The organism is Microbispora corallina (genome assembly GCF_016863035.1).
Lineage (GTDB): Bacteria > Actinomycetota > Actinomycetes > Streptosporangiales > Streptosporangiaceae > Microbispora > Microbispora corallina.
Map to the genome: position 1 here is coordinate 310,644 of NZ_BOOC01000003.1, position 25,463 is coordinate 336,106.

Sequence of the window (25,463 nt, forward strand, 5' to 3'; positions counted from 1 at the left end):
TTCAGGTTCGGCGGCGCCGGGAAAACGTCGCGGAGGCGGTGAGAAGGTCGGATGTCTGGCCCGTTCCGAGGCGCGTCCTGATGCGGAGCCCCTGGTCGGCGCCATGGCGGGCCCCGCGATCGCCTCCATGACCGGTTGTGTCGTCGGTTCTGTGATCCGCTCTGTGATCCGCTCTGTGGTCGGCCCAGTGATCCGCTCTGTGGTCGGTTCTGTGGTCGGTTCTGTGGTCGGTTCTGTGGTCGGCCAGGACGGCGTGGTGGTCGACGCCGTCGCCGGGAAGCGGATCGGCGTGCACGAGGGCGGCCGTCAGGCGGGGGATCGCGTGGATCAGCGCGTGCTCGGCCTCGACCGCCACGGCGTGCGCCTCGACCACGGTCGTGCCGGGGTCGACGACGACGTCGCACTCGGCCCGGAGCCGGTGGCCGATCCAGCGCAGCCGGACCTGCCCGACGCCGAGCACGCCGGGCGTGCCCCGGAGCGTCGCCTCGGCCGCGTCGACCAGGCCGGGGTCGACCGCGTCCATCAGCCGTCGGTACACCTCGCGGGCCGCCTGCCGCAGCACGGCGAGGATCGGGACCGTGATCAGCAGGCCGACGACGGGGTCCGCCCGGTCCCAGCCCGCCGCCGTCCCGGCCGCTCCCGCGAGGACCGCGAGCGAGGTGAAGCCGTCGGTGCGCGCGTGGAGCCCGTCGGCCACCAGCGCCGCCGAGCCGATCTCGCGGCCGATCCTGATCCGGTAGCGGGCCACCGCCTCGTTGCCGGCGAAGCCGACCAGCGCGGCCGCCGCGACCGCCCACAGCCCGGTCACCGGCTGCGGGTGCAGCAGCCGGTCCACGGCCGTGTACGCGGCGGCGACACAGGACGCGAGGATCGTCAGCACGACGACGATCCCGGCCAGGTCCTCCGCCCTGCCGTACCCGTAGGTGTAGCGGCGGTTCGGCGGGCGGCGCGCGAGCAGAAAGGCGACACCGAGGGGGACGGCCGTCAGCGCGTCGGCGGCGTTGTGCAGCGTGTCGCCGAGCAGCGCCACCGACCCCGACAGCGCGACCACCACCGCTTGGACCAGCGCGGTCGCCCCCAGGCCCGCGAGACCGACCCACAGCGCACGCATGCCGCGCGAGGAGGTCTCCATGGCCGCGTCCACCTTGTCGGCCGCCTCGTGCGAGTGCGGCCGGACCATCTCCCGGATCCATCCGAACGGCCCACCCCGGCGCCCGTATCCGTGCCCATGACCGTGCCCAATACCGTGCCCGTGGCCATGTCCGTGCCCGTGGTCGGGCCCGTGGTCAGGCCCGTGCGCGTGGCCCTCGGCGTACGCATGGGCGTGCGAGGGGTCGTGGGCATGGCCGTCCGCGTGGGCGTGGCCGGGCCGCGGGCCGTGGGGGTGCCCGTGGTCGCTCTCGGAGGCGTGGTGGTCGGGGTGCGGCCGGCTCATGGCACCACGATGCCTCGGAAATCGCGTTGCGGCATCTCGACACCAGCGCCTCCGCCGCTGTTGCGAAGCGCCCGCAACGGCGGCGGTGCCCCCGCTCCCGCGACCGGGCGGAGGTGTGCACCGCGACATCCCGCACGACAGGCGGAACACGTGGACCATGGGGGGCATGCGCGTGCTCGGGGTCGACGGCTGCACGGCCGGGTGGATCGGGATCGTCCTGGCGGACGGCCCGGTGACCGCCCTGTTCGCCACGGGGATCGCCGAGCTGGTCCGCCTGGCCGAGGCCGGAGGACCGGTCGAGGTCGTCGCGATCGACATCCCGATCGGGCTGCCGGAGCGCGGCCGGCGCGCGGCGGACGTGCTCACCCGCGCGGAGCTCGGACCGCGCCGCCGGTCGCTGTTCATGACGCCGGTCCGCCCGGCCCTGGAGGCCGGCACGCACGCCGCCGCCGTCGAGATCAACCGGCGGCTGGCGGGCGAGGGCGTCTCCCGCCAGGCGTACGGCCTGCGGGACAAGCTCTTCGACGTCGACCGCTGGCGGCCGGGGCCGTCGAGGAGGGTCGTCGAGGTGCACCCGGAGCTGTCGTTCACCCGGATGGCCGGCGCCCCGCTCCCGTACCCGAAGTCCACATGGGCGGGGGCGGAGCGGCGCCGGGAGTTGCTGGCGGCGGAGGGCGTCGAGGTCGCGGGGGACCTCGGGCCCGCGGGGGCGTTCGCCGGAGTGGACGACGTGTTGGACGCGGCGGCCGCGGCGTGGACGGCGCGCCGGGTCGCGCGGGGAGCCGCCCGGCCGCTGCCGGATCCCCCGGAGGACCTCGGAGACGGCCGGCCCTGCGCGATCTGGGCCTGAGGGGCGCTCGGGACGCCCCCCGGATCAGGACGCGGCGACGTGCTCGGCGAGCCGGTCGAAGAACTGCAGCCAGCCGGCCTTGGCGGCCTCGGCGTGCGCCTCGTCGGTGTTGTACCCGGCCTGGTGGAACCGCATCTCGGTCCTGCCGTCGCCCAGGTCGTCAAGGGTGACGGCGGCGACCGACGCCGGCGCGCCCTCGGTGTTGTCGGGGTCGCCGGTGGTGAAGACCAGCCGCTCCGGCGCGGCCACCTCGTGGTAGACCCCGCCCAGCGGCGCCTTCGCGCCGTCGGGGGAGACCAGGACGGCGCTCCACGCGCCGCCGGGCCGTACGTCGAGGGAGGTGGTCGGCAGCGGGGTGGTGAACCCGCGCGGGCCGAACCACTGCGTGAAGCTCTCGGGGTCGGTCCACGCGCGGAACACCGTCTCGCGGGGGGCGTCGAGGACGACAGTGATCGTGTACTCGCGGTCGGGGGCGGCCATGGCCGTGTCCTTTCGTCGTGAATGAAGCGAAGGGTGGGAATGCCTCGAACGCGTGCGGGGCCGAGGAGCGGTGCCCCGGCCGCACGCCAGAGAGAGTGAAGTGGAGCGGTCAGGCGAGGACGTCGTCGAGCCAGGAGTCCCAGGCCTTGCGCAGCTCCTCCGGATCCGCGTCGCCGAAGACGTGGTGGCCGAGGACGACGGTGTCGCCCCTCAGCGGGCCGGAGTGGATGAACCGGTAGAGCCCGTCCTCCGTGCGCACCCCGAGGAAGGTGGGGAACCCGGCGTAGTCGACCACGCCCTGCATGGGCGGCAGGCCGTCCACCTCCAGGCGCGCCCGGTCGCCTTCGGCGGGCGTGCCGGGCAGGCCGAGCGCGGCCGTGATCCGGGTCCAGATCTCGTCTCCGTCGCCGGCCTTCGGCCGTACCGCGGCGACGGGCGTGCCGGTGCGGCCGCGGAAGTGGGTGAGGTACTGCGCCAGCTTGTGCAGGTACATGTCCCAGCCCACGCGCATGGCCTCGTACTCGGTCTCCCAGTCGTCGCCGAGGAAGCCGTTCTGCACCAGGCGCAGCACCGTGCTACCGCCCTCGCGCCCCTCGATGAGGTACTCGAACGCGAGGAACGCGCCGTCGGGCCCCTCGTCGCTGCGGAGCGCGAACCGGCTGCCCGGCTCCCATCCCGTGACGGTGGAGCCCTGGACGTGGCCGAGCAGGTCGAGCGCGCCCCGGCCGCCCTCCCGCGGCTCGACCTGGTTGCTGCCCATGAACCAGGAGTCGATCCCGGGCCCGGTGGCGATCGCCGCCCAGACCTCCTCGGGCGTCGCCTCCAGCTCGATCTCCTTGCGCAGCTCGAACGGGTGGGGCATGGTCAGGACTCCTCGCGGTCGACGGGGGGCTCGGCGTCCGGGCCCGTCTCGGTCTCGGTCTCGGTGTCGGTCTCGCTGGCGGCCCCCGGCGTCGCGACGCCGGCGGCCTGGTCGCGGGGGACGCTCGGATGGACGGCGACGATGAGGCGATGAGCGCGGCCGCCCTCGGCGCTCTCGTCGTGGTAGCGGCTCACCAGCCCGGCGACGGCGGCCGCCAGCTCCTCGGCGAAGGCGGCCCGGTCGGCGGCCGAGGCGAAGCGCACCTCGCCGTCGATCGTGAACGTCGCCACCTTCCTGCGGGCCTTGTCCGCCCCGCTGATGAGCGCCCCCACGTCGCGGACGAGCTGGGCCGCCACCGCGAGCAGCCACCGGGCCGACAGCCGGTCCGGCGCGCGCGCCGGGTCGGGGGCCACCGCCGACAGCGCCACCGGCGAAATGACGAACGACGCCGCCGTCGCCCGCATCACCCGCTCGGTCACGTTGCCCTTGCGCCGCTCCTCCACGAGCTCGACCAGGCCGTGCCGCTCTAGCGCCCTGAGGTGGTAGTTCACCTTCTGGCGGGGCAGGCCCACCTTCGCCGCCAGCATCGTCGCCGATCCCGGCTCGGCCAGCTCGGCGAGCAGCCGCGCGCGCACCGGATCCAGCGACACCTCTGCCGCCGCCGGATCCTCGATCACCGCCACGTCCAACATGTCTCAACCATGGCACCGACAATAATAATTGTCAAGAAGGTCGAAGCTGTCGGATGCGCGACTCGATGGTCAGCGGTCGCCCTCCGGGGCGTCGTCGATGGCGAAGGACAGGTAGCGCTCGGCCGAGCGCCGGACGGCCTCGCTCCCGTCCGCGTCGACCACCAGCCGCCACCAGGCGCCGTACACCCGGTCGAAGGGGTACGGCTGGAGCAGCGCGAGCGCCCGGCGGACGGTTCGCGGCCGCTCGGGGATGTAGTTGGGGTAGCTGTACATGAAGCTGACCCAGCGCCGGTCGCGGACGACCTGGAGGATGTCGCCGGAGAACAGCGCCCCGCCGTCCGCCGTCCGGCGGTGCAGCACCTGGCCGCCCGCGAAGTGGACCCCCGCGTTGATCAGCGTGAGGCCCTCGCCGATCTCCCGGGTGTCGCCCTCCCAGAACACGACCGCGTCGTCGGGCCGGCCCACCCACCGCCGGTCGGCGGCGTGGACGTACACCGGGGCGTCGAACGCGTGCGCCCACTCGACCATGCTCCCGTAGAAGTGGGGGTGGCTGACCGCGATGGCGTCGACCCCGCCGAGGCCCCTGACCTGCCGCACCAGGTCGTCGTCCAGGTAGCTGATCATGTCCCACAGGACGTTGCCGGACGGCGTGCGCACGAGCAGCGCCCGCTGGCCGATGGCGGTGGGCGGCTCGGCGCCGATCCCGACCACGCCGGGGCCCTCCTCCTCGACCCGGCCCCGGTGCCCGGCCGCCCGCAGCGCGGCGAGCGAGGTCCAGCGCTGGCCGTCCCATCCGACGTACTGGCGCTCGTCCTCGCAGATCGGGCAGTCGTCCCGGGGGGCGGCGTACTGGACGCCGCAGGTCACGCAGATGGGCAGGTCGTTCACCGGGCTCCCTCCGGTCGGCGTACCCGTATCCCATCACCCTGAGTCACCTCCGCGCCGCCGGGCTTCGGGCGTCCTGTGCCAAGACGTCCTGGTAGAGGCATTACGTGCATCACATTGCGCGTCCGATCTGTCACGTTATGTAATCACAACGGCGATGAGCCATCCCTATCCGGGCTCGAAGGAGTGACCATGACGTTCACAGCGATGCACCCCATGTCCGTGGCGACCTCGCTGGGTTACGGCTCCCAGCACCCGATCTCCGCCCTGCAGTTCGCCCAGATCCCACAGGCCCTCGGCCAGCAGCAGGTAACGCCCTTCGGCGGGATGGTCCAGCAGGAGGAGCAGATCCTCCCGCAGGAGCACCTGGTGAACCCGGCCGCCTTCTGGCACAAGGTCGCGCGGCAGGCCGTCCGGTACGGCGCTCCGGCCGCCCGGCAGATCCTCGAGATCGTCCAGTACCAGCAGATCCAGCCCCAGGTGGCCCAGCTGATGGCCCAGCAGCTCGCCCAGTCCGGGCTGCTCCAGCTCGCGCCGCAGGCCACGCTCCAGTACGGCCAGCCCGTGCCGTTCGGCGCGATGACCGGGCAGGAGGAGCAGGTCCTCCCGCAGGAGCACGTCGTGAGCCCGGTGACCTTCTGGATGAAGGTGAACCGCCTCAGCGCCCGGTACGGCGTTCCCGCCGTCCGGCAGATCCTGGAGAGCGTGCTGCACCAGCAGATCCAGCAGCAGATCCAGCAGCAGATCCAGGCGGGCATGCCGATCCAGGCTCCGCAGGCCGTCCAGGGCATGCCCGGCGTGGCCGCGCTGAACGGGCTGACGGGCCTCAACGGCATGGCGGGCCTCAACGGCCTGAACGGCGTCGCCGGATTGACCGCCGCGGCCGGGCTGACCGGGGTGAACGGGATGACCGGCGCGTTCGGCGTGCCCGGTGTCCAGGGCCTGCAGGCCGCCCAGGGTGTCCCGGGCATTCAGGGCGTTCAGGGCCTCCTGGGCGCCGCGGCCGTGCACCCGCTGCAGGCCGCCCAGCAGATCCAGCAGCTTGTGGCCCTGCAGCAGGCCCAGCAGGCGGCGGCCCAGCAGCTCGCCGCCCTCCAGTACGGCACGCCGTACGCCGCCCAGTACGCGGGCCAGTACGGGACCCCGTACGCCGCTCAGTACGCGACGCCGTACGCCCAGCAGCCGTACGCCCAGGCCCACTACGCGGCGCAGTACGCGACGCCGTACGCGGCCCAGTACGGCCAGGGTCACTACGCGACCCCGTACGCGACCGCCTACGGCACCCCGTATGGGCAGCAGGCCGGCCAGAGCCCGCTGAGCATGCAGCTGGCCCAGCAGCTCGCGGCCCAGCAGTACGGCCAGTACGGCCAGTACGGCCAGCAGGTGCCCCAGGCGCACGCCGCCCAGATGCACCAGCAGGTCCAGCAGCAGTCCCCGGTGCCGGCCGGTGCCGGATTCTGATCGGAGGCACGTGGTGGACTCGATGGGCGCAGGGCCGTCGTGGCCCGGAGCCGTCGCGGGGGGAGCCGGCGCTGCCATGAACTCCGTGAACCCGGTGACGGGTCCGGCGATGGCGATGACGACAGGGCCGGTGATGAACCCGGGTGTGGGCCCCGCGATGACGCCGCCGATGGGTCCGATGGGTCCGGTGGTGGGTCCGCTCGGCATGGCGACGACCCCGATGGGCCCGATGGGATCGATGGACATGGCGACGGCCTCGATGGGTCCGATGGGTCCGATGGGCCCGATGGGACCGATGGCTCCCATGGGCCTGGGGACTCCGCCGGCCGCGGCTTTCATGGGCGGTGCGCCGGCGGCCCCCGGGATGGGGCCGGTGACGGGGCCCGTCCCGGGCGTCCCGGGGCCGTTCGACCCGCCGCAGGCGCGGTGCGCCGCCGCCCTCCAGTGGATGTTCGGCTGGCTGCAGGCATCCCTCCCGCAGGCGCCGCAGCTCGCCGGGATCGTCCCACTGGCGGTCCAGGCGGTGCGGCTGTACCGGGCGGGTCAGTACGAGGCGTGCCTGGGCCAGATCCAGTACACGCTCACCGCCGTCCAGTACGGCCCGCCCATCGCTCCACCGCTGTGACGAGATCACCTGAGTGGCCCGGACCGGCCCGTCGCCGGTCCGGGCCCCTCCCGCACCGATCCCGCGGAGGTTCGTCCCCCCGCCACCCGTGCCCGGGCCGTACGGCCTCACGAGGTTGACGCCGGGCGGGGGCGGGCGGGGTGCGGAGGGCGGGGAGCCGGCCGCGGAGCCCCGCGACCGGCCCGGCCACCGCGGGTGACGACAGAGCCCGTTCCTGCCCCGTCGAGCCCACCGGGCACGGCCGGCGACGCCAGCGCGAGCTGGGGAGAGTCGAGACGTTGTGACGAGTAACGACAAGCCAAAGGACGGAACCGGGGAGGCGCGCCGCACGGCCTCGGGCCGGGCGCGGCAGACCTCCCGGCAGGCGCCGCAGCCGGTGGAGCCCCGGCCCCGGCGCCACATGGTGGCGGCGCTGCCCCAGCCGTACCTGACGGCCCTCGGGGTCGCCGCGCCGGCGCTCGACGCGGACGACCTGCACCGGCTGCTGGAGGACGACCCCGAGGTGCGGGTGCACCGCCGGGTCGTGCCCGCCGGAGGAGGGCTCGAAGGGGCCGACGCCATGCCCTTTCCACCCGTGGTGGTGGCGGACATGACGCCGGAGCACGCCGTGGCGCTGCGCAGACGCCATCCGCAACTGCACATCGAGCGCGACCGGCTGCTCACCTACAGCGAGGTGCCCGTGCCGCCCCGCCGGCGGCGGCCCGCCGCGGCGGTGCTCCCGGTCGGCGTGGAGAGCACGTTCACGTTCCTGGTGCGGGACGCCGACGGCGACCCCGTGCCGGACGCGACCGTCTTCGTGACCGGGAACGGCTGGCCCGCGCAGGCCGTGACCGGGACGGACGGCAGGGCGACGGTCACCATGGCGGGGGAGACCCCGGAGACCGTCGCGAGCGTCATGGTCCGGCCGCGCGCCGGATTCTGGAGCCGCCACATCGAGCGGCCCGCCCTGTCGACCAGGCGGGACAACCTGATCGAGCTGGTCAGGCTGTCGGAGACGTTCGAGGGCTTCCCGGGACGGCAGGTGTTCGGGTGGGGCCAGCAGGCCATGCACCTGGACCGGCTGCCGCCCACCCTCCGCGGCGCGGGGGCGCGGATCGCCCTGATCGACTCGGGGGCGGCCGTCCGGCACCCCGACCTCGCGGGCAGGGTGAGCGCGGGGATCGACCTCGTCGGCGGCAAGGCCGAGGGCTGGGCGCTCGACGCCGCCCAGCACGGCTCCCACTGCGCCGGGATCGTCGCCGGGGCCGACGACGGCCGCGGCGTCGTGGGCTTCGCGGTCGAGGCCGAGGTGCACGCCTGCAAGATCTTCCCCGGAGGCCGCTTCAGCGACCTCGTCGAGGCCCTCGACTACTGCATCGAGCAGCAGATCGACGTCGTCAACCTCAGCCTCGGCAGCCCGCATCCGTCGCCGCTCGTGGCCGCCAAGATCGAGCAGGCGCGGAACGCGGGCGTCGCGTGCGTCGTGGCCGCCGGCAACGACGGCGGGCCCGTCGGCTTCCCCGGCACCCTGCCCACCGTGCTGACGGTGGCGGCGATCGGCAGGGCGGGCACGTTCCCGGCCGGGACCTCCCACGCCGCCGAGATCCTGGAGCCGCGCACCGGCGAGGGGTACTTCTCGCCCCGCTTCACCTGCCACGGCCCGGAGGTCGACGTCTGCGCGCCGGGCGTGGCCGTCCTGTCGTCCGTGCCGCCCGACGCGTACGCGGCCTGCGACGGCACCTCCATGGCCGCGCCGCACGTGGCGGGCCTGGCGGCGCTCGTGCTGGCGCACCACCCGGACTTCCGTAACGGGTACGCCGCCAGGGACGCCCGCCGGGTCGACCGGCTGTTCCAGATCATCAGGGCGAGCTGCGTCCCGCTGGATCTGGGGGACCCGAGGCGCACGGGGGCGGGGCTGCCCAGTGCCCTGCGCGCGCTCGGGCCGGCGCTCGCGCACGTCACGCGGGAGATGGGGGAGGTCCAGGTGACGCTGGAGCAGCTGACGATGGAGATGATGTCGGCCGGGCTGCTCGTGCCGCCGGTCCCCTTCTCCGGCGTCGCCGGGGGCGTGCCCGGGGCGGCTCCGTCCGTGAACGGGACGGGCCCGGCCGCGATGGCCGGCACGTTGGCCGGCACGTTGGCCGGCACGTTGGCCGGCATGGTCCCGGGCGCCGGGCTCGGCCCGGTCTCCGTCCAGGTCGCGAACGGCCCGGTCGCGAACGGTCCGGTTCCGAACCCGTTCGCCAATGGCCCCGTCCCGAACGGCCCGTTCGCCAACGGCCCGGTCCTGAACGGCCCGGTCCCGAACGGTCCGGCGGCCTGCGGGCCTGATGTCGGCGGCCACCACTCCTTCACCGGCGGACAGCTCGCGGGCCAGGATCCCGGTCACCCGGGTGCCCCGGGGCCGGCTCACGGTTCTCTCCACGGTCCGGGCATGGGCGGGCCGGCGTACCCGGGCACGGCCGCAGCGGGTCACACCGGCCTGGGTACGCCCGGTCTCAACGGGCCGGCTTTCGACGTTCCGGGCGCGAGCGGGCCGGGTCTGCACGGGCCCGGTCTGAACGGGCCGGTCTCCAACGGGCCGGATCTGAACGGGCCGGATCTGAACGGGCCGGGTCTGAACGGGCCGATCCTGAACGGCCCGGCCACCGCCAACGGCCCGGTCCCGCACGTCAACGGCGGCTCATGGGCGCCGGACACGGCGGCCTCCGCGGGAGCCGGGACGCGGGGCGGCGTCGCGAGGCCGGACGCCGGGACGGGCACGGGCCGCGGCCGGACCGCGACCGGGCGGGCGTCCCACCCGGCCGGCACCGGGAAGGCGGGACGCGGGGTCTCCCGGGGCGCGGGCACGGCGTCCGCCGCGGAGGGCACCGCCGCGCCGGCCCAGGGGATCCCGCCGTACGGCGCCGCAGGAGCCGTGCCGGGGGTGGGCCCCGCGGCAGGAACGCCCGCCGACATGGGCGCGAACGGCGCCGGGGCCGCGAACGGCACACCCGGCGCGGCGGCCGGCTACCCGACGGGGAACGGCCTGACCGCCCTGTCGTGGCTGGCCGAGGAGATGCGCGCCGCCGGCCTCCTCGCGGAGCGGACGTCCGAGACGCTGGACTGACCCCGGCCCATGAGGGGACTTCCGCCGTACTCGCCGATGACGGCGCAGCTCGGGCCGCTGCCCGAGCCGGACCGGGACTACGCCCACGAGATGAAGTGGGACGGGGTCCGGGCGCTGGCCTACGTGGACGGGGGACGGCTCCGGCTGATCTCCAGGAACGCCAGGGACATCACCGAGGCGTACCCGGAGATCGCCGGCCTGGCCGGGGCCGTCGGCGGCAACGACGCCGTCCTCGACGGGGAGATCGTGGCGTTCGACGAGCAGGGGAGGCCCTCGTTCGAGGCGCTCCAGCCGAGGATGCACCAGCGCAACCCGGCGCGGATCGCCCAGCTCGCGGCGGCCGTGCCCGTGACGTACCTGCTGTTCGACGTGCTCCACGTGAACACCGCCCCCGCGATCGCCATGCCCTACTCGGCGCGCAGGGGGCTGCTCGACGAGATCGTGCGGAAGGGCGCCCACTGGGACATCCCGCCGTACTTCCGGAACGGTGGCGCCCATGTGCTGGCCGAGTCGCGGCGGCTCGGCCTCGAAGGCGTGGTCGCCAAGCGGCTGACCTCGCCGTACCGGCCGGGGAGGCGGTCACCTGACTGGGTCAAGGTGAAGAACGTCCGCACCCAGGAGGTGGTCGTGTGCGGCTGGAAGGCGGGCGAGGGCCGGCGCACCGGGACGATCGGGTCGCTGCTGCTCGGCGTGCACGACGAGCGCGGCCGCCTCCGGTACGCCGGTAGCGTCGGCACGGGCTTCACCGAGGCCGCGCTGCGCCGGATCGCCGAACGGCTGGCCCCTCTCGCGCGCCGGACCCCGCCCTTCGACGAGGAGCCGTCCCGGGAGGACGCGCGGGGCGCGCACTGGGTCGAGCCCCTGCTCGTGGGCGAGGTCCAGTACGCCGAGTGGACGGGCGAGCACCGGCTCCGCCACCCCTCCTGGCGGGGCTTCAGAGAGGACAAGAACCCCGAGGACGTGATGCGTGAGCAGTGACGGCTCCCGGCGCGCCCCGGCGACGGCCGCTCGGCAGGCAGCGGTGCTCGGCAGGCAGCGGTGCTCGGCAGGCAGCGGTGCTCAGTAGGCCGCGGTGCTCGGCAGGTCCCGGTGTTCAGTAGGTCTCGTACGCCGGGCCGGCGAGCTGGGCGACGTCCTCCGCGCCGTCGCCGATGAGTTTGGCCCCCAGGTCGGCCAGCGCCCGCCCGGCCGCCAGTTCGTCGCCGATCTCCGGAACCGGCCGGTCGGCCGGGTTGCGCCGGGCCCGGCCGACGCTCTCGTGCCGCATGCCCCCGCCCGTGTACAGCACGGCGGTCGCCGTGGTGACGTCGTCGTTGTCGTCCTCGTTGAGGAAGACCTCCACCGTCCATCGCTTGGATTCCATGACGAACACCTCCCTGACCAGCATCTCTCCGCCTCGGGCCGCACCGGAAGGGGCATAAGGCCAGTACGGCCGCCCGTGCCGGGGGCGGACGTGCGGCCCTGGGGGACGGGACCTCCGGCCCTGGAGCCGGGGCCGGGCGGCGAGGTCCCATGGGGTCGTCCGGGCGGCCGGATGGAGACAGGAGGACGGTCATGCCCCTACCGATCATCGTCGGCACCGACGGCTCGCCCGAGGCGACGTCGGCCGTCGAGTGGGCCGCCGACGACGCCGCCCGCCGCGGGCTGCCCCTGCGGTTCGTCTCGGTGGTGGACCACTGGGCGTACGGCATCCCGAAGTTCCCCGCGACCCTGGCCGACCCGCTGACCGTGCACGCCGAGCGCGCCCTCGAGGCGGCCGAGGCGACGGCCCGGGAGCGGCGGCCCGAAGTCGAGATCAGCAAGGAGATCGTCGAGGGCATCCCGGCGCGGATCCTGCGCGACCGCGGCAGGGAGGCCGAGGAGATCGTGCTCGGCAGCCGGGGGCTGGGCGGCTTCGCCGGCCTGGTGATCGGCTCGGTGAGCACCCATGTGGCCGGGCACGCCCCCTGCCCCGTCGTCGTGGTCCGGCCCGGCTGGCGCGACGCGCACGCGCGGGTGGTGGTCGGCCTCGACGACTCGGCGGAGTGCGACCCCGCCCTCGGATACGCGTTCGAGCAGGCCCGGCTGCGCCGCGCGACCCTGCGCGCCGTCTTCGCCTGGCAGCTGCCGGTCCACACGCTCGCGCCGGAGATCGCCTACGACATAAGCGAGGTGCGGGAGGCGCGGCAGCGGGTCGTGACCCGGAAGCTCGACACGTGGCGCCGCCTGCATCCCGAGGTGGACGTCCAGGAGGACCTCGTGTACGGGCATCCCGTCCAGGCGCTGACCGAGGCGTCCGGGGACGCCGACCTGCTGGTGGTGGGGTCGCACGGCCGGGGAGCCCTGGGGGCGGCGGTCCTCGGCTCGGTCGGCCGCGCCGTCCTCCACCACGCCTCCTGCCCGGTCGCCATCGTCCGCCCGCGGGCCGTCTGACCGGGCGCGGGGGCCTGCGCCGGGGCGGAGCGAGCAGGGGTGGGCCCGCCCTCGCGGAGACGGGCCCACGATGAGCGGGATCGGTCAGGTCTGCGGGCCGCCGCGTTCGACGGGAATGCGCTTGCTCTCTTCTCTCTCCTCGGCGAGCCGCACGCTGATCTCGAGGATCCCCTGGTCGTAGGTGGCCTTCACGTCGTTCTCGTCGGCGTTGGGCGGCAGCGGGACCGACCGGGTGAACGACCCGTACCGGAACTCGGTGCGCTGTCCCCGCCGCTCCTCCTGGCGCCGTTCCCCATGGATTGTGAGGATGCCGTTGGCCACGGTGATCTCGATGTCGCGCTCCGGGTCCATCCCCGGGAGCTCGGCGCGCAGCACGTACCGCCCGTCCTCCACGTAGTCCTCGAACCTCATCTGCTGCCCGGTGGTGGACCGGAACGCCGCCAGCGGGGCCTCCAGCAGGTCGAACAGGTCGGGTACGAGGCTTCGCTGCTCTCGTCGCATCATGGGTGCGCTCACGCGCCTCACCTCCGTCTGCTCCGCCGTCACGCACACGCGGAGACCCGCGGGGATCCGGCGGAGATCGAGTGGCGACGCCCCTCGCGTCACGGCGTCAGACAAGGCACCTACCCGCCCCGCCGAGCGAATATGTGACTGTATGGGAGGTTCGTGCCGGTTTAGGGGTGACAGTCGGGTCCCGCGGCGCCTGAGGCAGGATGGGGATCATGACACGAGACCTGTACGGCGGGACGGGACCCGGACCGATCACGCCGGACGGCTGCGCGGTCGACTACTACGCGACCCTCGTCCCCATGGGGGAGCCGGAGCTCGTCCACGGCGCCGTCCCGGAGGGCGCGTCGATCCTGGAGCTCGGGGCGGGCGCGGGGCGGATCACCCACAGCCTCCTGGCTCTCGGGCACGAGGTGGTCGCCGTGGACGAGTCGCCCGAGATGCTCGCCCGCATCAGGGGAGCGGAGACCGTCCGCTCGCCCATCCAGGACCTCGCCCTCGGCCGGACCTTCGACGTCGTCCTGCTCATGTCGTACGTGATCGACACGGCGGACGACGAGCTGTGCCGCGCCTTCCTGCGGACCTGCCGCCGGCACGTCTCCCCGGACGGCTGCGTGATCCTGCAGCACAAGCCGGCCGAGTGGCACGACGCGATCGGGCCGTTCGAGCGTGACCACGGCGACGGGAGGATCACCCGCATGACTGAGGCCCGCCGCCCCGAGCCCGACCTGCTGGCCGCCACGATGGAGTACGTCGTGGGCGACCGGCGCTGGACCCACTACTTCCTCAGCAGGCGGCGGGACGACGAGGTGTTCGCCGGGTTGCTCGCGGAGGCGGGCCTGGCGCCCGCCGGCCATCTCGGCGGCGACCCCGAGTGGATCAGGGCACTGCCGATCTGACGGGCACCCGCACGACCCCCGGCACGGCCGGAACGGAGACGACGATGAAGTTCGTACGAGAAGACCAGATCACGACCACCACACCGGAATCGAGCAGGTTCACCGGCGCCGTCTGGGAGGCCCGCGCCCTGGAGCCCGTCGAGGAGGACGGCCTGCGGGCGCAGCGCTTCTCCTACGCCCCCGAGGCCCGCTCCTGCTGGCACACCCATGAGGGCGAGCAGGCGCTGTACGTGCTCTCCGGCCGGGGCGTGGTCGCCCGATGGGGCGAGGCCACCGGCACCGTCATCGGGCCGGGCGACTGGGTGCACGTGCAGCCGGGGGAGAAGCACTGGCACGGCGCCCTCCCCGACGGCACGCTCGTCCACCTCGCCGTCACGGCGAGCGGCGGGACCCTGTGGCACGAGCCGGTCTCGGAGGAGGACTACCGGGCGGGCGTCGAGGCCGCCCGCCCCACCGGCTGACGCCACGCCGCCCCCGCCGCGACGCCCGCTCCCGCCGCGGTCCGGCGCGTCACCGGCCGTGCAGGGGGAGCGCCGGGGGAGTGCCGGGGGAGTGCCCGGGGAGTGGCGGGGGCGGGGTCACCCCGCGGGGTTCGAGTAGACCCGGTCCGGCGACAGCAGCACCGCGGTGCGGCCCTCCTCCGCCATGACCCGGTCGTAGGTGTCCCAGTCGTCGTGCGTCCCGCCCGCGGCGGCGAACACCTCGCGCAGGAGCAGGCGCAGGCCCTCGCCGTCCACGCCGGTGAACGGGTCCTCCGGCCCCACCAGGTCGGCCCGTCCCTCGGCGGCCGCCCACTGCCAGCCGCTGCGCACGACGACCGTCGCGTACGGCCGGGCCCGCAGGTCGCGCAGCTTCCGCGTGCTGCCGCGGACGACGAAGCCGACCACCGGCCGGCCGGTCGTGGGATGGTCGAGGACGCCGGCGTTGACGACGGACGACCGGATCGTGCCGTCGGGCCGCAGGGTCGAGACGACGCACAGGCCGTGGTCGCCGGAGACGAGCGCGGCGAAGTCAGCGAGGTCGGTCACGGGGCGAGCGTACCCCGCCCGGCCCCGCCGCCCCCCCTCGTAAGGGGTGTGCCGGGCGCGAACGGGGCGAATAGGATCACTGGGCCGGGCGCCGGACGGTGGGGCGGCGCGACCGCGCAGGGGAGGCCGTATGAGCACACGGGCCTGGGTGGCCTTCGCGTCGATGTCCGTCCTGTGGGGCATCCCGTACCTGCTGATCAAGGTGGCGGTCGACGACGGCGTGCCGCCGGGGTTCGTCGCCTGGATCCGGGTGGTGCTCGGGGCGGTCGTGCTGCTGGCACTGGCTCCCCGGCGGGGCGCCGTGCGCGCGCTGCGCGGCCGGCTCCGGTGGCTGGCCGCGTTCGCCGTCGCCGAGGTGGTCGTGCCCTTCCCGCTCATCGCGTACGGCGAGCAGCACGTGTCGTCCTCGCTCACGGCGATCCTGATCGCGTCGGCGCCGCTGTTCGTGGCGCTGCTCGCGCTGCGTTTCGACGCGGACGAGCGGGTCGGCGGGCGGAGGCTCGCCGGGCTCCTCATCGGCCTGGCGGGCGTGGTCGCGCTGGTCGGCATCGACGTCGCCGGCCGCCCGGACGAGCTGTGGGGCGCGCTGGCCGTTCTCGGCGCGGCCCTCGGGTACGCGGTCGGCCCGATGATCCTCAAGCGCCACCTGTCCGGCCTGGACGCGCGGCTGTCCATGGGGACCAGCCTGGCGCTGGCCGCGGTGTTCCTGGCCCCGGCCGCCGCGTTCGATCCCCCGGCCGCCGTGCCTTCGGGGCCGGCGCTCGCCTCGCTTGCCGCGCTGGGCCTGCTGTGCACGGCGGCGGCGTTCGTCGTCTACAGCCGGCTGGTCGCGGAGGTGGGCGCCGGCCGCGCGCTCGTCATCACATACGTCAACCCGGTCGTCGCGCTCGCGCTCGGCGTGCTGATCCTCGGGGAGCGCCCGGGGGCCGGGACGATCATCGGGCTGGTGCTCATCCTCGCCGGGTCGTGGCTGTCCACCGACGGCCGCCTCCCGTGGCGGGGTCGCGGCGGCCACGGCGCCCCGGCCGTCGGCCCCTCCCAGGAGCATGCGCGCGAACCCTCGGTGGATCGGGTCGGGAGCGGCGAGTGACGGACGACGAGGAGATCGAGGGCTCCGGCGGGCACACGGCCCCGTGAACCCCGCTCAGCCGGTGACGATCCTGATGCCGGCGCGTGAGCGCACGTCGTGGGCGGCGTAGTAGCGCTCCTCCTGCGCGGCCCACCGCTCCCAGTGCGGCGCGTACATCTCGCCGTCGCGTTCCAGGGCCCGGGCCCTGCGGACCGCGTCGTCCGCCTCCAGCCACACCAGGCCGCTCAGGTACGGCCACGCCTGGCGGGCGCCCGACCCCACCCCCTCGACGACGAGCGCGTCCAGGTCACGGGCCTCGTGCCATTCGGCGTACCGGAACCGCTCCCAGTCGTAGCGCCGCCACCGGGCGGGGCGGCCCCGGGCGAGCGGGGACAGCACCCACTCCACCAGGCGGTGGACGCCGGCGAGCAGGCCGTCCCAGCCCTCGTACAGGTCGTCCATGCGGACGACGGGAGCCGGGATCTCGGCGGCCAGGGCGGCCGCGAGGGTGGTCTTCCCGCTCCCCGACCGTCCCTCGACGGCCACGACGCGGACGCCTCCGGCCCGCGGCGGCCGGGTGGCCAGCCAGGCCGCGACGCCCGCGGCCTGGGCCCGCACCGGGGCGGAGAGGGACGGCGGCCCGGAGCGGCCCGGTTCCCCGGGCCCTCCGGGCCGCTCCCGCGAAGCCGCTACACCCCGGCTCGGGTGGGACGGCGGATGTCGCTGCTCTGCTCCTGCCACTCGGGGGTCTCGCGTCCCTTCTCCATTTCCAGCTCCTCCATGCGGAGGGCGACGCCGATCGCGAAGAAGGTGGGCGCCCACTCACCCACGAAGAGGGCCCAGCGGTCGGCGCGGTCCATGCCCGCGGGCTCGAACTCCTTGGAGATGAACCACGAGGCGATCGACGCGCCGATCGAGACGACGCCCGCCCCGTACATCATGCTGGAGCGCAGCCCCATTTTGTGGAGAGTCTTGATCATTTTGTCCCCCTTGTGGTGTTTTCCCCCGATTTATCGCTACCCGGCATGACCTGCCGTAACCCGGGGGCATGAGCCGCCGCCGGGGGGCGGTGATCGGCGGTAGGTTGTGCGGTGCCCGCGCCGCCCCTCGCCGTACGGACGGGGGAGGCCGGGTGGCTGCTCGCGCGCGTTTTCGGCGCATAACGCGGGGACGGCGGGGTAGCCGTGGTAGTCGGACCGGGAGGGGCAATGGAAGCGCTGGGCATCGACATCGGCGGCTCGGGCGTCAAGGGCGCCCCCGTCAACACCGAGACGGGCGAGCTCACCCGGGAACGGCTGCGCATCCCCACGCCGCAGCCGTCGTCGCCCGCGGCGGTGGCCGACACCGTACGGCAGATCGTGCGGCACTTCTCGTGGACCGGTCCGATCGGCGTCACGTTCCCCGGGGTCGTCCTCGACGGCGTCATCCGCACGGCCGCCAACGTCGACCGCTCGTGGATCGGCGTGAAGGGCGCCGACCTGTTCGGCGAGGGCGTGGCGGTCCTGAACGACGCCGACGCCGCGGGGGTCGCCGAGGTCGCCTTCGGCGCCGGGCGGGGCCGGACCGGGGTCGTGCTCATGCTCACGTTCGGGACCGGCATCGGCAGCGCCCTGTTCCTCGACGGCAGGCTCGTGCCGAACACCGAGTTCGGCCACATCGAGATCCGCGGCAAGGAGGCCGAGCACCGGGCGTCCGACCATGCCAGGGAGGCCCACGACCTCAGCTGGGAGGAGTGGGCCGAGCGCGTCGAGGAGTACCTGCGGCACATGCGCGACCTGCTGTCCCCCTCGCTCGTCATCGTGGGCGGCGGCGTGAGCAAGAAGGCCGACAGGTTCCTCCCGCTCGTCAACCTCGGGGACACCCCGGTCGTCCCGGCCGAGTTGCTCAACCAGGCGGGGATCGTGGGCGCCGCCATGGCCGCCGTACGGGGCCGGGCGGTCTGAGGTCCGTTCGACCGTTCCACATCTTCCCCTTTTTCCTACCTGGACAGCAGGGAATTTCCTTGTCATGATGAGGTCATGACTCATTGGCGAGAGTTCACCCAACGTCGCCACATCGACCTGCTCCGCGTCTGCGGCGCCGCCTGTTGACGACCGGATCCACGAGCATCCGGCCGCCGCCGGGCGGGCACGCGACAACGACAAGGAGAGAAGACCGCCGATGTCCCAGCAGAATGTGATCGACTTCGCCGTACGCCAGCGCGGGCAGGGCCATGAGCCGCAGCCGCAGGACGACGGGACGGTCCTCGGGGTGCTGCCGCTCCCCGAGACCGGCGACACCCTGGTGATCGTGGGCTACCTGGTCCCGTCGGGACGGGCCGAGGAGGAGCGGCCCGGGCTTCCCGCCGTGGCGGCCGAGGTCGTCCACCGGCTCCAGGACCTCCCGCTCCACGAGGAGCGCCCGGCCGGGCACGCCCCCGTCTCCGGGGAGGGCCGCGCCGTCCGGCGCGGGGCCCACCCCGAGGAGGACCTGGTCGTCGACCGCGCCGCCCGCGTGGTCCGGGTGGACGGCGAGGAGATCGAGCTCACCTTCCGCGAGTTCGAGCTGCTCGACTACCTGTCCTCCGCGCCGGGCCGGGTCTACAACCGCCGCCAGCTGCTCGCCGCCGTCTGGGACCGGTACGGCGAGGAGGGCGCCCGGACCGTGGACGTGCACGTCCTGCGGCTGCGGCGCAAGCTGGGACGGCACGCCGCGCGCATCGTGACCGTGCGCAACGTCGGCTACAAGTACCAGCCGTCCCGCCAGTCCTGATCGGGGCGGGCGAAAAACGGCTGGCAGATCGACGGGGTGCGTTGCCTATCCTTGAGCATGGAATGAACATGCTCGCCGATCTCCAGGACCGCCTGCCCGACCTGATGCTGCGCGACCAGCGCAGGTTGCGCCGCCGCATCGACGGCATGCGCCGGGTGCGCGGAGCCTCCCGTCAGGCCGTCGCACAGGAGATAGCGGGGGACATCGAGGCCGCCGAGCGCCGCGTCGCCGCGCGCCGCTCGGCCGTCCCGGTCATCCACTACCCGCCCGAGCTGCCGGTCAGCCAACGCAGGGACGACCTGCTTGAGGCCATCCGCGACAACCAGGTCGTGATCGTCGCCGGGGAGACCGGCTCGGGCAAGACGACCCAGCTGCCGAAGATCTGCCTGGAGCTCGGGCGCGGCGTGCACGGGACGATCGGGCACACCCAGCCGCGCCGGATCGCCGCCCGCACGGTGGCCGAGCGCATCGCCGAGGAGCTGTCGATCCCGCTCGGCGAGGCCGTCGGCTACAAGGTCCGCTTCACCGACCACTCCAGCGACGGGACGCTGGTCAAGCTGATGACCGACGGCATCCTCCTCGCGGAGATGCAGACCGACCCGCTGCTGCTGCAGTACGACACGCTGATCATCGACGAGGCCCACGAGCGCAGCCTCAACATCGACTTCATCCTCGGGTACGTCAACCAGCTCCTGCCGAAGCGGCCGGACCTCAAGGTCGTCATCACCTCGGCCACGATCGACCCCGAGCGGTTCGCCCGGCACTTCGCCCCGCCGGGGAGGGACGCCGCGCCCATCGTCGAGGTGTCGGGACGCACGTACCCGGTCGAGGTGCGCTACCGCCCGATCGGCGAGGACGACGACCAGACCCAGGCCATCGCCGACGCCGTCGACGAGCTGTGCGCCGAGGGGCCCGGCGACATCCTGGTGTTCCTGAGCGGCGAGCGGGAGATCCGCGACACGGCCGACGCGCTGAAGGGCCGCCAGGAGGAGGTCCTCCCGCTGTACGCCCGGCTGTCCGCGGCCGAGCAGCACCGGGTGTTCCAGTCCCACCGCGGACGCCGGATCGTGCTGGCCACCAACGTCGCCGAAACCTCGCTGACCGTGCCCGGCATCAAGTACGTCATCGACCCGGGAACGGCCCGGATCTCGCGCTACAGCCACCGCCTCAAGGTGCAGCGGCTGCCGATCGAGCCGGTCTCGCAGGCGTCGGCCAACCAGCGGGCCGGGCGGTGCGGCCGCACCTCGGACGGCGTCTGCATCCGGCTCTACTCCGAGGAGGACTTCGTCTCGCGGCCGGAGTTCACCGACCCGGAGATCCTCCGGACAAACCTGGCCAGCGTCATCCTGCAGATGACCTCGCTGGGCCTGGGGGACATCGCCGCGTTCCCGTTCGTCGAGCCGCCGGACAGCCGGCAGGTGAAGGACGGCGTCAACCTGCTGCACGAGCTGGGCGCGCTGGCCGACCGCGGCGGCGGCCTCACTCCGCTCGGGCGCAAGCTCGCCCAGCTCCCGGTGGACCCCCGGCTGGCCCGCATGGTGCTGGAGGCCGACAAGAACGGCTGCGCCCGCGAGGTCATGGTCGTCGCGGCCGCCCTGTCGATCCAGGACCCGCGCGAGCGGCCGGCCGACCGGCAGCAGGCGGCCGACGAGAAGCACCGCCGCTTCGCCGACAAGGAGTCCGACTTCCTGACGTACCTCAATCTGTGGAGGTACCTGCGGGAGCGGCAGGCGGAGCTGTCGTCCAGCGCGTTCCGCCGGCTGTGCAAGGCGGAGTTCCTCAACTACCTGCGCGTACGCGAGTGGCAGGACATCGACAGCCAGCTCCGGCAGGTCGCCCGCTCGCTCGGCATCGTCCCCAACAGCGCGGACGCCGACCCCCAGCGGATCCACCAGTCCCTGCTCGCGGGCATGCTGTCGCACATCGGCGTCAAGGACGTCGAGGCCAAGCGGCGGCAGGACGGCCAGCGCCGCCCGCTGACCGAGTACATCGGCGCGCGCAACGCCCGCTTCGCGATCTTCCCCGGCTCCGCCCTCGCCAAGACCCAGCCGCAGTGGCTCATGTCGGCCGAGCTGGTCGAGACGTCCCGGCTCTGGGCCCGGGTCAACGCGAAGATCGAGCCCGAGTGGGTCGAGCCGCTCGCCCAGCACCTGGTGAAGCGCACCTACAGCGAGCCGCACTGGGAGAAGGACCAGGCCGCCGTCATCGCGCTGGAGAAGGTCACGCTGTACGGCGTGCCGATCGTGACCGAGCGCAAGGTCAACTACGGCCGCATCGACCCCGAGCTCAGCCGGGAGCTGTTCATCCGGCACGCCCTGGTCGAGGGCGACTGGCGCACCCACCACCGGTTCTTCCACGACAACCGCAAGCTCCTCGAGGAGGTCGAGCGGCTCGAGGAGAAGGCGCGCCGCCGCGACATCCTCGTGGACGACGAGACGCTGTTCGACTTCTACGACGAGCGCGTCCCGGCCGACGTGGTCTCGGGCCGCCACTTCGACAGCTGGTGGAAGAAGGTCTCCCGGGAGACCCCCGACCTGCTCACGTTCTCCGAGGACATGCTGGTCAACGACAGCGCCGGGGTGAGCGCCCGCGACTACCCGGACGCCTGGCGGCAGAACGGGCAGCGGATGCGGCTGACCTACCGGTTCGACCCCGGCTCCCCCGACCAGGGCGCGGCCGCCGACGGCGTCACCGTGCACATCCCGCTGGCCGTGCTCAACCAGGTCGACCCCCTCGGCTTCGACTGGCAGATCCCGGGACTGCGGGAGGACCTGGTCACCGCCCTCATCCGGTCGCTGCCGAAGAACCTGCGGCGCAACTTCGTCCCCGCGCCCAACTTCGCCAAGGCCGTCCTGGAACAGGTCCGGCCGGGCAGCGAGCCGCTGCTCGACGCCCTGGAACGGGAGCTGCACCGGCTGACCGGGGTGAGCGTGCCCCGTGACGCCTGGGCCGTCGACCAGCTTCCCGAGCACCTGCGCATCACCTACCGGGTGGTGGACGACAGGAAGCGCACGGTCGCCGAGGACAAGGACCTCGAGGCGCTGAAGCGGCGGCTCGCGCCCAAGCTCCGCGCGACGCTGTCGAGGGCCGCCGACGACTTGGAACGCGAAGGACTGCGCGCCTGGACCATCGGCGCCCTCCCGCGCGTGTTCGAGCAGGGCCGCGTGCGGGCCTACCCGGCGCTGGTGGACGAGACCGGCTCCGTCGCGGTCCGCATGTTCGAAACGGAGGCCGAGCAGGCCAAGGCCATGTGGGCCGGCACCCGCCGCCTGCTGCTGCTCAACGTGGTGCACCCGGCGAAGGCGATCCTGCGCGGGCTGACCACGTCCCAGAAGCTCGCGCTCAGCCGCAGCCCGCACGGGAGCGCCCCCGCGCTGTTCGACGACTGCACCGCCTGCGCCGTGGACACGCTGATGGCGAAGGCCGGTGGGCCCGCCTGGGACCAGGCCGGCTTCCAGCGGCTGTACGACCACGTCCGCGCCTCCCTGTACGAGACCACCGAGGAGGTCGTCTCCCGGGTCGAGCGCATCCTGGCCGCCTGGCACGCCGCGCAGACCCGGCTCCAGGCCCTGGGCGGCGCCGCGGCGACGGCGGAGGCGGCCGCCGACGTGGCCGGGCAGCTCGACGGGCTGGTCCACGCGGGGTTCGTGACCGAGACCGGGTACGCCCGCCTGCCCGACCTGCAGCGCTACCTGAAGGCGGTTGAGCGCCGCCTGGAGAAGCTGCCCGAGGACCCGCGCCGCGACCGCGAGTGGATGGACCGCGTCCACGACGTCGAGGACGACTACCGCGACCTGCTCGACCGGCTCAAGCCCGCCGAGCGCGACGCCACGGCCGTCCGGGACATCCGCTGGATGATCGAGGAGCTGCGGGTCAGCTTCTTCGCCCAGCAGATCGGCACGCCCACCCCGGTGTCCGAGAAGCGCATCCGCCGCGCGATCGAGCAGGCCGAGGCCGCCGCCCGCCAATCCTGAACGGCCCGGCGGCGGGCGCGGTCAACGGTCGTGCGCGGCGCCGTGCTTCAGGGGCCGGCGGCGGGTGCGGTCAGCGGCCGAGCGCGGCCCCCGTGTTTCAGCGGCGGGCGCGGATGCGGTCAGCGGCCGAGCGCGGCGCCGATCAGGGCGCGCGGGTCGGCCGCCCCGGCGAGCACGCCCGACGGCAGCACGTCGATGAGGTGCGCGTGGCCGAACGCGGATCCGTAGGGCACGGACGCCACCGTGTGGCCGCGCTCGCGCAGGCCCTCGGCCCACGGCGCGCCCTCCTCCAGCTCGACGACGGGCGCCGACCGCCAGGTGTCGAAGCCCGTCTCGCCGGTGCCGAGCGCCCACCGGGGAGCGCCCACGGCCCGGCCCGGCGACTCGCCGTGCCCCAGCAGCCGTGTGACGACCTGCAGCAGGATCTGCGGCTGGGCGTCCCCGCCCATCGTGCCGAAGACCGTGCGCAGCGAGCCGTCCGGGTGCGTGACCAGCGCCGGGCACAGAGTGTGCGGCGGCCGCCTGCCCGGTCCGTACTCGGCGGGGTGACCGGGGACGAGCGAGAACCCGATGCCGCGGTTGTGCAGGTTGATCCCGGTGCGGGGCTCGAAGATGAGGCTGCCGAACCCGGCCGCGTTCGACTGGATGAGCGAGACCCCCATGCCCTCGGCGTCGACCGCGCACAGGTACGTCGTGTCGCCCGCGCCCGCGGGCGGGTCGAGCAGGGGCGAGCGCCGTTGCGGATCGATGAGCGCCCGCCGGGCCTCCGCCGTGTCCAGGGGCGGTACGGCCGACTCGTGGAGCACGTCGAGACGGTCGCGGCCGGCCGCCCGGGCCGCCTCGACCAGCAGATGGGCCCATCGGGGATCGGCGGGATCGGCCGGCGGGTCGAGCTTGGCCAGGATCTCCAGCGCGAGCAGGAGCAGGTAGCCCTGCGAGTTCGGCGGGATCGTCCACACCCGGTGGCCGAACGCCTCGACCTCGATCGGCTCCACCCAGTCGGCGTTGGAACGCGCCAGGTCGTCCTCGGCGTACTCCCCCTGGCCGAGCGCGAGCAGGCTCTCGCCGAACTCGCCCTGGTAGAAGGCGGCGCGACCACCCGCGGCGACGGCCTCGAGCGTGCGGGCCACGCCGGGACGCCGGACGAGGTCGCCCGCGCGCCTGAGCCCCCTGAAGTCGTCCGCCCCCTGCAGCGAGCCGATGAAGTCGCCCGGCCCGAGGAGCGGCGACGCCGGGAAGCCGTCCTTCGCGTGCCGGACGGCGGGGGCCAGCAGGTCGGCGAGGGGCAGCCGCCCGTACCGCTCGTGCAGCGCGAGCCACCCGTCCACGCATCCGGGCACCGGGACCGACCTGATGTCCTGCAGGTGCGGCATCCGGTCGCGTCCCTCGGCCCGCAACCGCCCGGGGTCGGCGCCCGAGCCCGCCCTGCCCGACGCGTTGAGCGCCGCGACCGAGCCGTCGTGCACGATCGCGAACAGGTCCCCGCCGAGCCCGCACATGTGGGGCGCGGTCACGGCGAGCACCGCGTTCGCGGCGATGGCCGCGTCGACGGCGTTCCCGCCCCGGTCGAGCATGGCCACCCCCGCGGCGGAGGCGAGATGGTCGACGGTGCACACCATGCCGTTACGGGCGAAACGGGTCTCACTCACGAACGGCGACTCTACGGCAGCCGGGCTGTCCTGCTCCTGAGAGCCTCCTAAAGTTGCGATAACAAAGGTTGCCGCCGCAAGCAGGGATGAAGGGGAGGCCGCGTCCATGATCCGGGCGATCGTGTTCGACGTTGGGGAGACGCTGATCGACGAGACGCGGCTCTGGTCGCGGTGGGCCGACCGGATCGGTGTGCCCCGTCTCACCTTCATGGGCGTCATCGGCGCCATGGCCGCCCTCGACCGGTCCCACCGGGAGGCGTTCGAACTCGTCCGTCCCGGGTTCGACCTGGAGGCCGAGATCGACGCCTGGCGGCTGGAGGATCCGGCCGGCCTCCGCGAGAACTTCGACGCCGACGACCTCTACCCCGACGTGCGGCCGGCCCTCGGCACCCTGCGCGAGGCGGGATACCACCTCGTCATCGCGGGCAACCAGCCGCCGCAGGCGTACGGCGCGCTCGTCGCGATGGACCTGCCCGTGCACGGCGTGCACACCTCGGCCGCCTGGGAGGTGGAAAAGCCCGACCCCGGCTTCTTCGCCAAGGCGGCGGCCGTGGTCGGACGCCCGGCGGAGGAGATCCTCTACGTCGGCGACAGGCTCGACAACGACGTGCTCCCGGCCCGGGCGGCCGGGATGCGGACGGCGCTGCTGCGCCGGGGCCCCTGGGGGTATCTGCACACCGCGCGCCCCGAGGCCGCGGCCGCCGACCTCGTGGTGGACCGCCTCACCGACCTCGCCCCCCTCGTCGCCGCCCTGCCCTGACCCGGCGGGCGATCGAGAGTGGAGGATCGGGTGCTG

Annotated in this window: 24 protein-coding genes; 13 read left to right on the forward strand and 11 right to left on the reverse strand. The window is 74.0% G+C overall.

What is annotated here, in order from left to right:
- Nucleotide 1: 1 nt before the first annotated feature.
- Nucleotides 2-1,435: a cation diffusion facilitator family transporter gene (locus Mco01_RS05525; RefSeq protein ID WP_239103358.1), complete on the reverse strand. Its 1,434-nt coding sequence runs from the start codon at nt 1,433-1,435 to the stop codon at nt 2-4.
- Between the two features lie 166 nt (nt 1,436-1,601).
- Between Mco01_RS05525 and Mco01_RS05530 the strand changes: the two genes are divergently transcribed.
- The gene (locus Mco01_RS05530) at nt 1,602-2,285 is read left to right on the forward strand and encodes a DUF429 domain-containing protein (protein ID WP_239103359.1); all 684 of its coding nucleotides are present in this window, start codon (nt 1,602-1,604) and stop codon (nt 2,283-2,285) included.
- A gap of 24 nt (nt 2,286-2,309) precedes the next feature.
- Here Mco01_RS05530 and Mco01_RS05535 read toward each other — a convergent pair whose 3' ends face one another.
- The 4 genes from Mco01_RS05535 to Mco01_RS05550 all read right to left on the reverse strand — a co-directional run bounded on the left by Mco01_RS05535 (nt 2,310) and on the right by Mco01_RS05550 (nt 5,207).
- Nucleotides 2,310-2,765: an SRPBCC family protein gene (locus Mco01_RS05535; protein ID WP_204055787.1), complete on the reverse strand. Its 456-nt coding sequence runs from the start codon at nt 2,763-2,765 to the stop codon at nt 2,310-2,312.
- A gap of 109 nt (nt 2,766-2,874) precedes the next feature.
- Complete coding sequence (locus tag Mco01_RS05540) at nt 2,875-3,627, reverse strand: SRPBCC family protein (protein WP_204055788.1); 753 nt, start codon at nt 3,625-3,627, stop codon at nt 2,875-2,877.
- 2 nt (nt 3,628-3,629) lie between these two features.
- Nucleotides 3,630-4,319: an ArsR/SmtB family transcription factor gene (locus Mco01_RS05545; RefSeq protein WP_204055789.1), complete on the reverse strand. Its 690-nt coding sequence runs from the start codon at nt 4,317-4,319 to the stop codon at nt 3,630-3,632.
- A 69-nt stretch (nt 4,320-4,388) separates the two neighbouring features.
- Nucleotides 4,389-5,207 carry an MBL fold metallo-hydrolase gene (locus tag Mco01_RS05550; protein WP_204055790.1) on the reverse strand — a complete coding sequence of 273 codons (819 nt, stop codon included), beginning with the start codon at nt 5,205-5,207 and terminating at the stop codon, nt 4,389-4,391.
- 189 nt (nt 5,208-5,396) lie between these two features.
- Between Mco01_RS05550 and Mco01_RS05555 the strand changes: the two genes are divergently transcribed.
- The 4 genes from Mco01_RS05555 to ligD all read left to right on the forward strand — a co-directional run bounded on the left by Mco01_RS05555 (nt 5,397) and on the right by ligD (nt 11,356).
- Nucleotides 5,397-6,665: a hypothetical protein gene (locus Mco01_RS05555; RefSeq protein ID WP_204055791.1), complete on the forward strand. Its 1,269-nt coding sequence runs from the start codon at nt 5,397-5,399 to the stop codon at nt 6,663-6,665.
- 76 nt (nt 6,666-6,741) lie between these two features.
- Nucleotides 6,742-7,290 (forward strand): hypothetical protein, encoded by a 549-nt coding sequence (locus tag Mco01_RS05560; protein ID WP_204055792.1) that lies wholly within the window; start codon nt 6,742-6,744, stop codon nt 7,288-7,290.
- A gap of 280 nt (nt 7,291-7,570) precedes the next feature.
- Entirely contained in the window at nt 7,571-10,378 is a 2,808-nt protein-coding gene (locus Mco01_RS05565) for a S8 family serine peptidase (RefSeq protein WP_204055793.1), read from the forward strand.
- A gap of 9 nt (nt 10,379-10,387) precedes the next feature.
- Nucleotides 10,388-11,356, forward strand: coding sequence for a non-homologous end-joining DNA ligase (gene ligD, locus Mco01_RS05570; RefSeq protein ID WP_204055794.1), 969 nt, complete (start codon nt 10,388-10,390; stop codon nt 11,354-11,356).
- A 115-nt stretch (nt 11,357-11,471) separates the two neighbouring features.
- Here the strand turns inward: ligD and Mco01_RS05575 are convergent, their stop codons facing one another.
- On the reverse strand, nt 11,472-11,741 hold the full coding sequence (locus tag Mco01_RS05575) for a DUF1876 domain-containing protein (protein WP_036330941.1): 270 nt from the start codon (nt 11,739-11,741) through the stop codon (nt 11,472-11,474).
- 191 nt (nt 11,742-11,932) lie between these two features.
- On the opposite strand from Mco01_RS05575, the gene Mco01_RS05580 reads away from it, so the two are divergent.
- Nucleotides 11,933-12,790: a universal stress protein gene (locus Mco01_RS05580; protein ID WP_204055795.1), complete on the forward strand. Its 858-nt coding sequence runs from the start codon at nt 11,933-11,935 to the stop codon at nt 12,788-12,790.
- An 84-nt stretch (nt 12,791-12,874) separates the two neighbouring features.
- On the opposite strand, the gene Mco01_RS05585 is transcribed toward Mco01_RS05580, so the two are convergent.
- On the reverse strand, nt 12,875-13,306 hold the full coding sequence (locus Mco01_RS05585; protein ID WP_204055796.1) for an Hsp20/alpha crystallin family protein: 432 nt from the start codon (nt 13,304-13,306) through the stop codon (nt 12,875-12,877).
- Between the two features lie 206 nt (nt 13,307-13,512).
- Here Mco01_RS05585 and Mco01_RS05590 point away from each other — a divergent pair, with 206 nt between their 5' ends.
- Both Mco01_RS05590 and Mco01_RS05595 read left to right on the forward strand, forming a co-directional pair.
- Nucleotides 13,513-14,196: a class I SAM-dependent methyltransferase gene (locus tag Mco01_RS05590; RefSeq protein WP_204055797.1), complete on the forward strand. Its 684-nt coding sequence runs from the start codon at nt 13,513-13,515 to the stop codon at nt 14,194-14,196.
- Nucleotides 14,197-14,240: 44 nt separating this feature from the next.
- Nucleotides 14,241-14,657, forward strand: a complete 417-nt coding sequence (locus tag Mco01_RS05595; RefSeq protein ID WP_204055798.1) for a cupin domain-containing protein — start codon at nt 14,241-14,243, stop codon at nt 14,655-14,657.
- Between the two features lie 117 nt (nt 14,658-14,774).
- Here Mco01_RS05595 and Mco01_RS05600 read toward each other — a convergent pair whose 3' ends face one another.
- Nucleotides 14,775-15,224, reverse strand: coding sequence for a TIGR03618 family F420-dependent PPOX class oxidoreductase (locus tag Mco01_RS05600; RefSeq protein WP_239103360.1), 450 nt, complete (start codon nt 15,222-15,224; stop codon nt 14,775-14,777).
- 130 nt (nt 15,225-15,354) lie between these two features.
- On the opposite strand from Mco01_RS05600, the gene Mco01_RS05605 reads away from it, so the two are divergent.
- The gene (locus Mco01_RS05605; protein WP_204055800.1) at nt 15,355-16,314 is read left to right on the forward strand and encodes a DMT family transporter; all 960 of its coding nucleotides are present in this window, start codon (nt 15,355-15,357) and stop codon (nt 16,312-16,314) included.
- Between the two features lie 54 nt (nt 16,315-16,368).
- On the opposite strand, the gene Mco01_RS05610 is transcribed toward Mco01_RS05605, so the two are convergent.
- Entirely contained in the window at nt 16,369-16,911 is a 543-nt protein-coding gene (locus Mco01_RS05610; RefSeq protein ID WP_239103361.1) for a nucleoside/nucleotide kinase family protein, read from the reverse strand.
- Between the two features lie 71 nt (nt 16,912-16,982).
- Complete coding sequence (locus Mco01_RS05615; RefSeq protein ID WP_204055801.1) at nt 16,983-17,273, reverse strand: hypothetical protein; 291 nt, start codon at nt 17,271-17,273, stop codon at nt 16,983-16,985.
- Nucleotides 17,274-17,501: 228 nt separating this feature from the next.
- On the opposite strand from Mco01_RS05615, the gene ppgK reads away from it, so the two are divergent.
- From ppgK to hrpA, 3 genes are all read left to right on the forward strand, one after another.
- Nucleotides 17,502-18,236, forward strand: a complete 735-nt coding sequence (ppgK, locus tag Mco01_RS05620) for a polyphosphate--glucose phosphotransferase (protein ID WP_204055802.1) — start codon at nt 17,502-17,504, stop codon at nt 18,234-18,236.
- Between the two features lie 217 nt (nt 18,237-18,453).
- Complete coding sequence (locus Mco01_RS39725; RefSeq protein ID WP_275410465.1) at nt 18,454-19,044, forward strand: winged helix-turn-helix domain-containing protein; 591 nt, start codon at nt 18,454-18,456, stop codon at nt 19,042-19,044.
- Nucleotides 19,045-19,106: 62 nt separating this feature from the next.
- Nucleotides 19,107-23,018, forward strand: coding sequence for an ATP-dependent RNA helicase HrpA (gene hrpA / locus Mco01_RS05630; protein ID WP_204055803.1), 3,912 nt, complete (start codon nt 19,107-19,109; stop codon nt 23,016-23,018).
- A gap of 119 nt (nt 23,019-23,137) precedes the next feature.
- Here the strand turns inward: hrpA and Mco01_RS05635 are convergent, their stop codons facing one another.
- The gene (locus Mco01_RS05635; RefSeq protein WP_204055804.1) at nt 23,138-24,667 is read right to left on the reverse strand and encodes a gamma-glutamyltransferase family protein; all 1,530 of its coding nucleotides are present in this window, start codon (nt 24,665-24,667) and stop codon (nt 23,138-23,140) included.
- Between the two features lie 106 nt (nt 24,668-24,773).
- On the opposite strand from Mco01_RS05635, the gene Mco01_RS05640 reads away from it, so the two are divergent.
- Nucleotides 24,774-25,427 carry an HAD family hydrolase gene (locus tag Mco01_RS05640; RefSeq protein ID WP_204055805.1) on the forward strand — a complete coding sequence of 218 codons (654 nt, stop codon included), beginning with the start codon at nt 24,774-24,776 and terminating at the stop codon, nt 25,425-25,427.
- Nucleotides 25,428-25,463 lie beyond the last annotated feature (36 nt).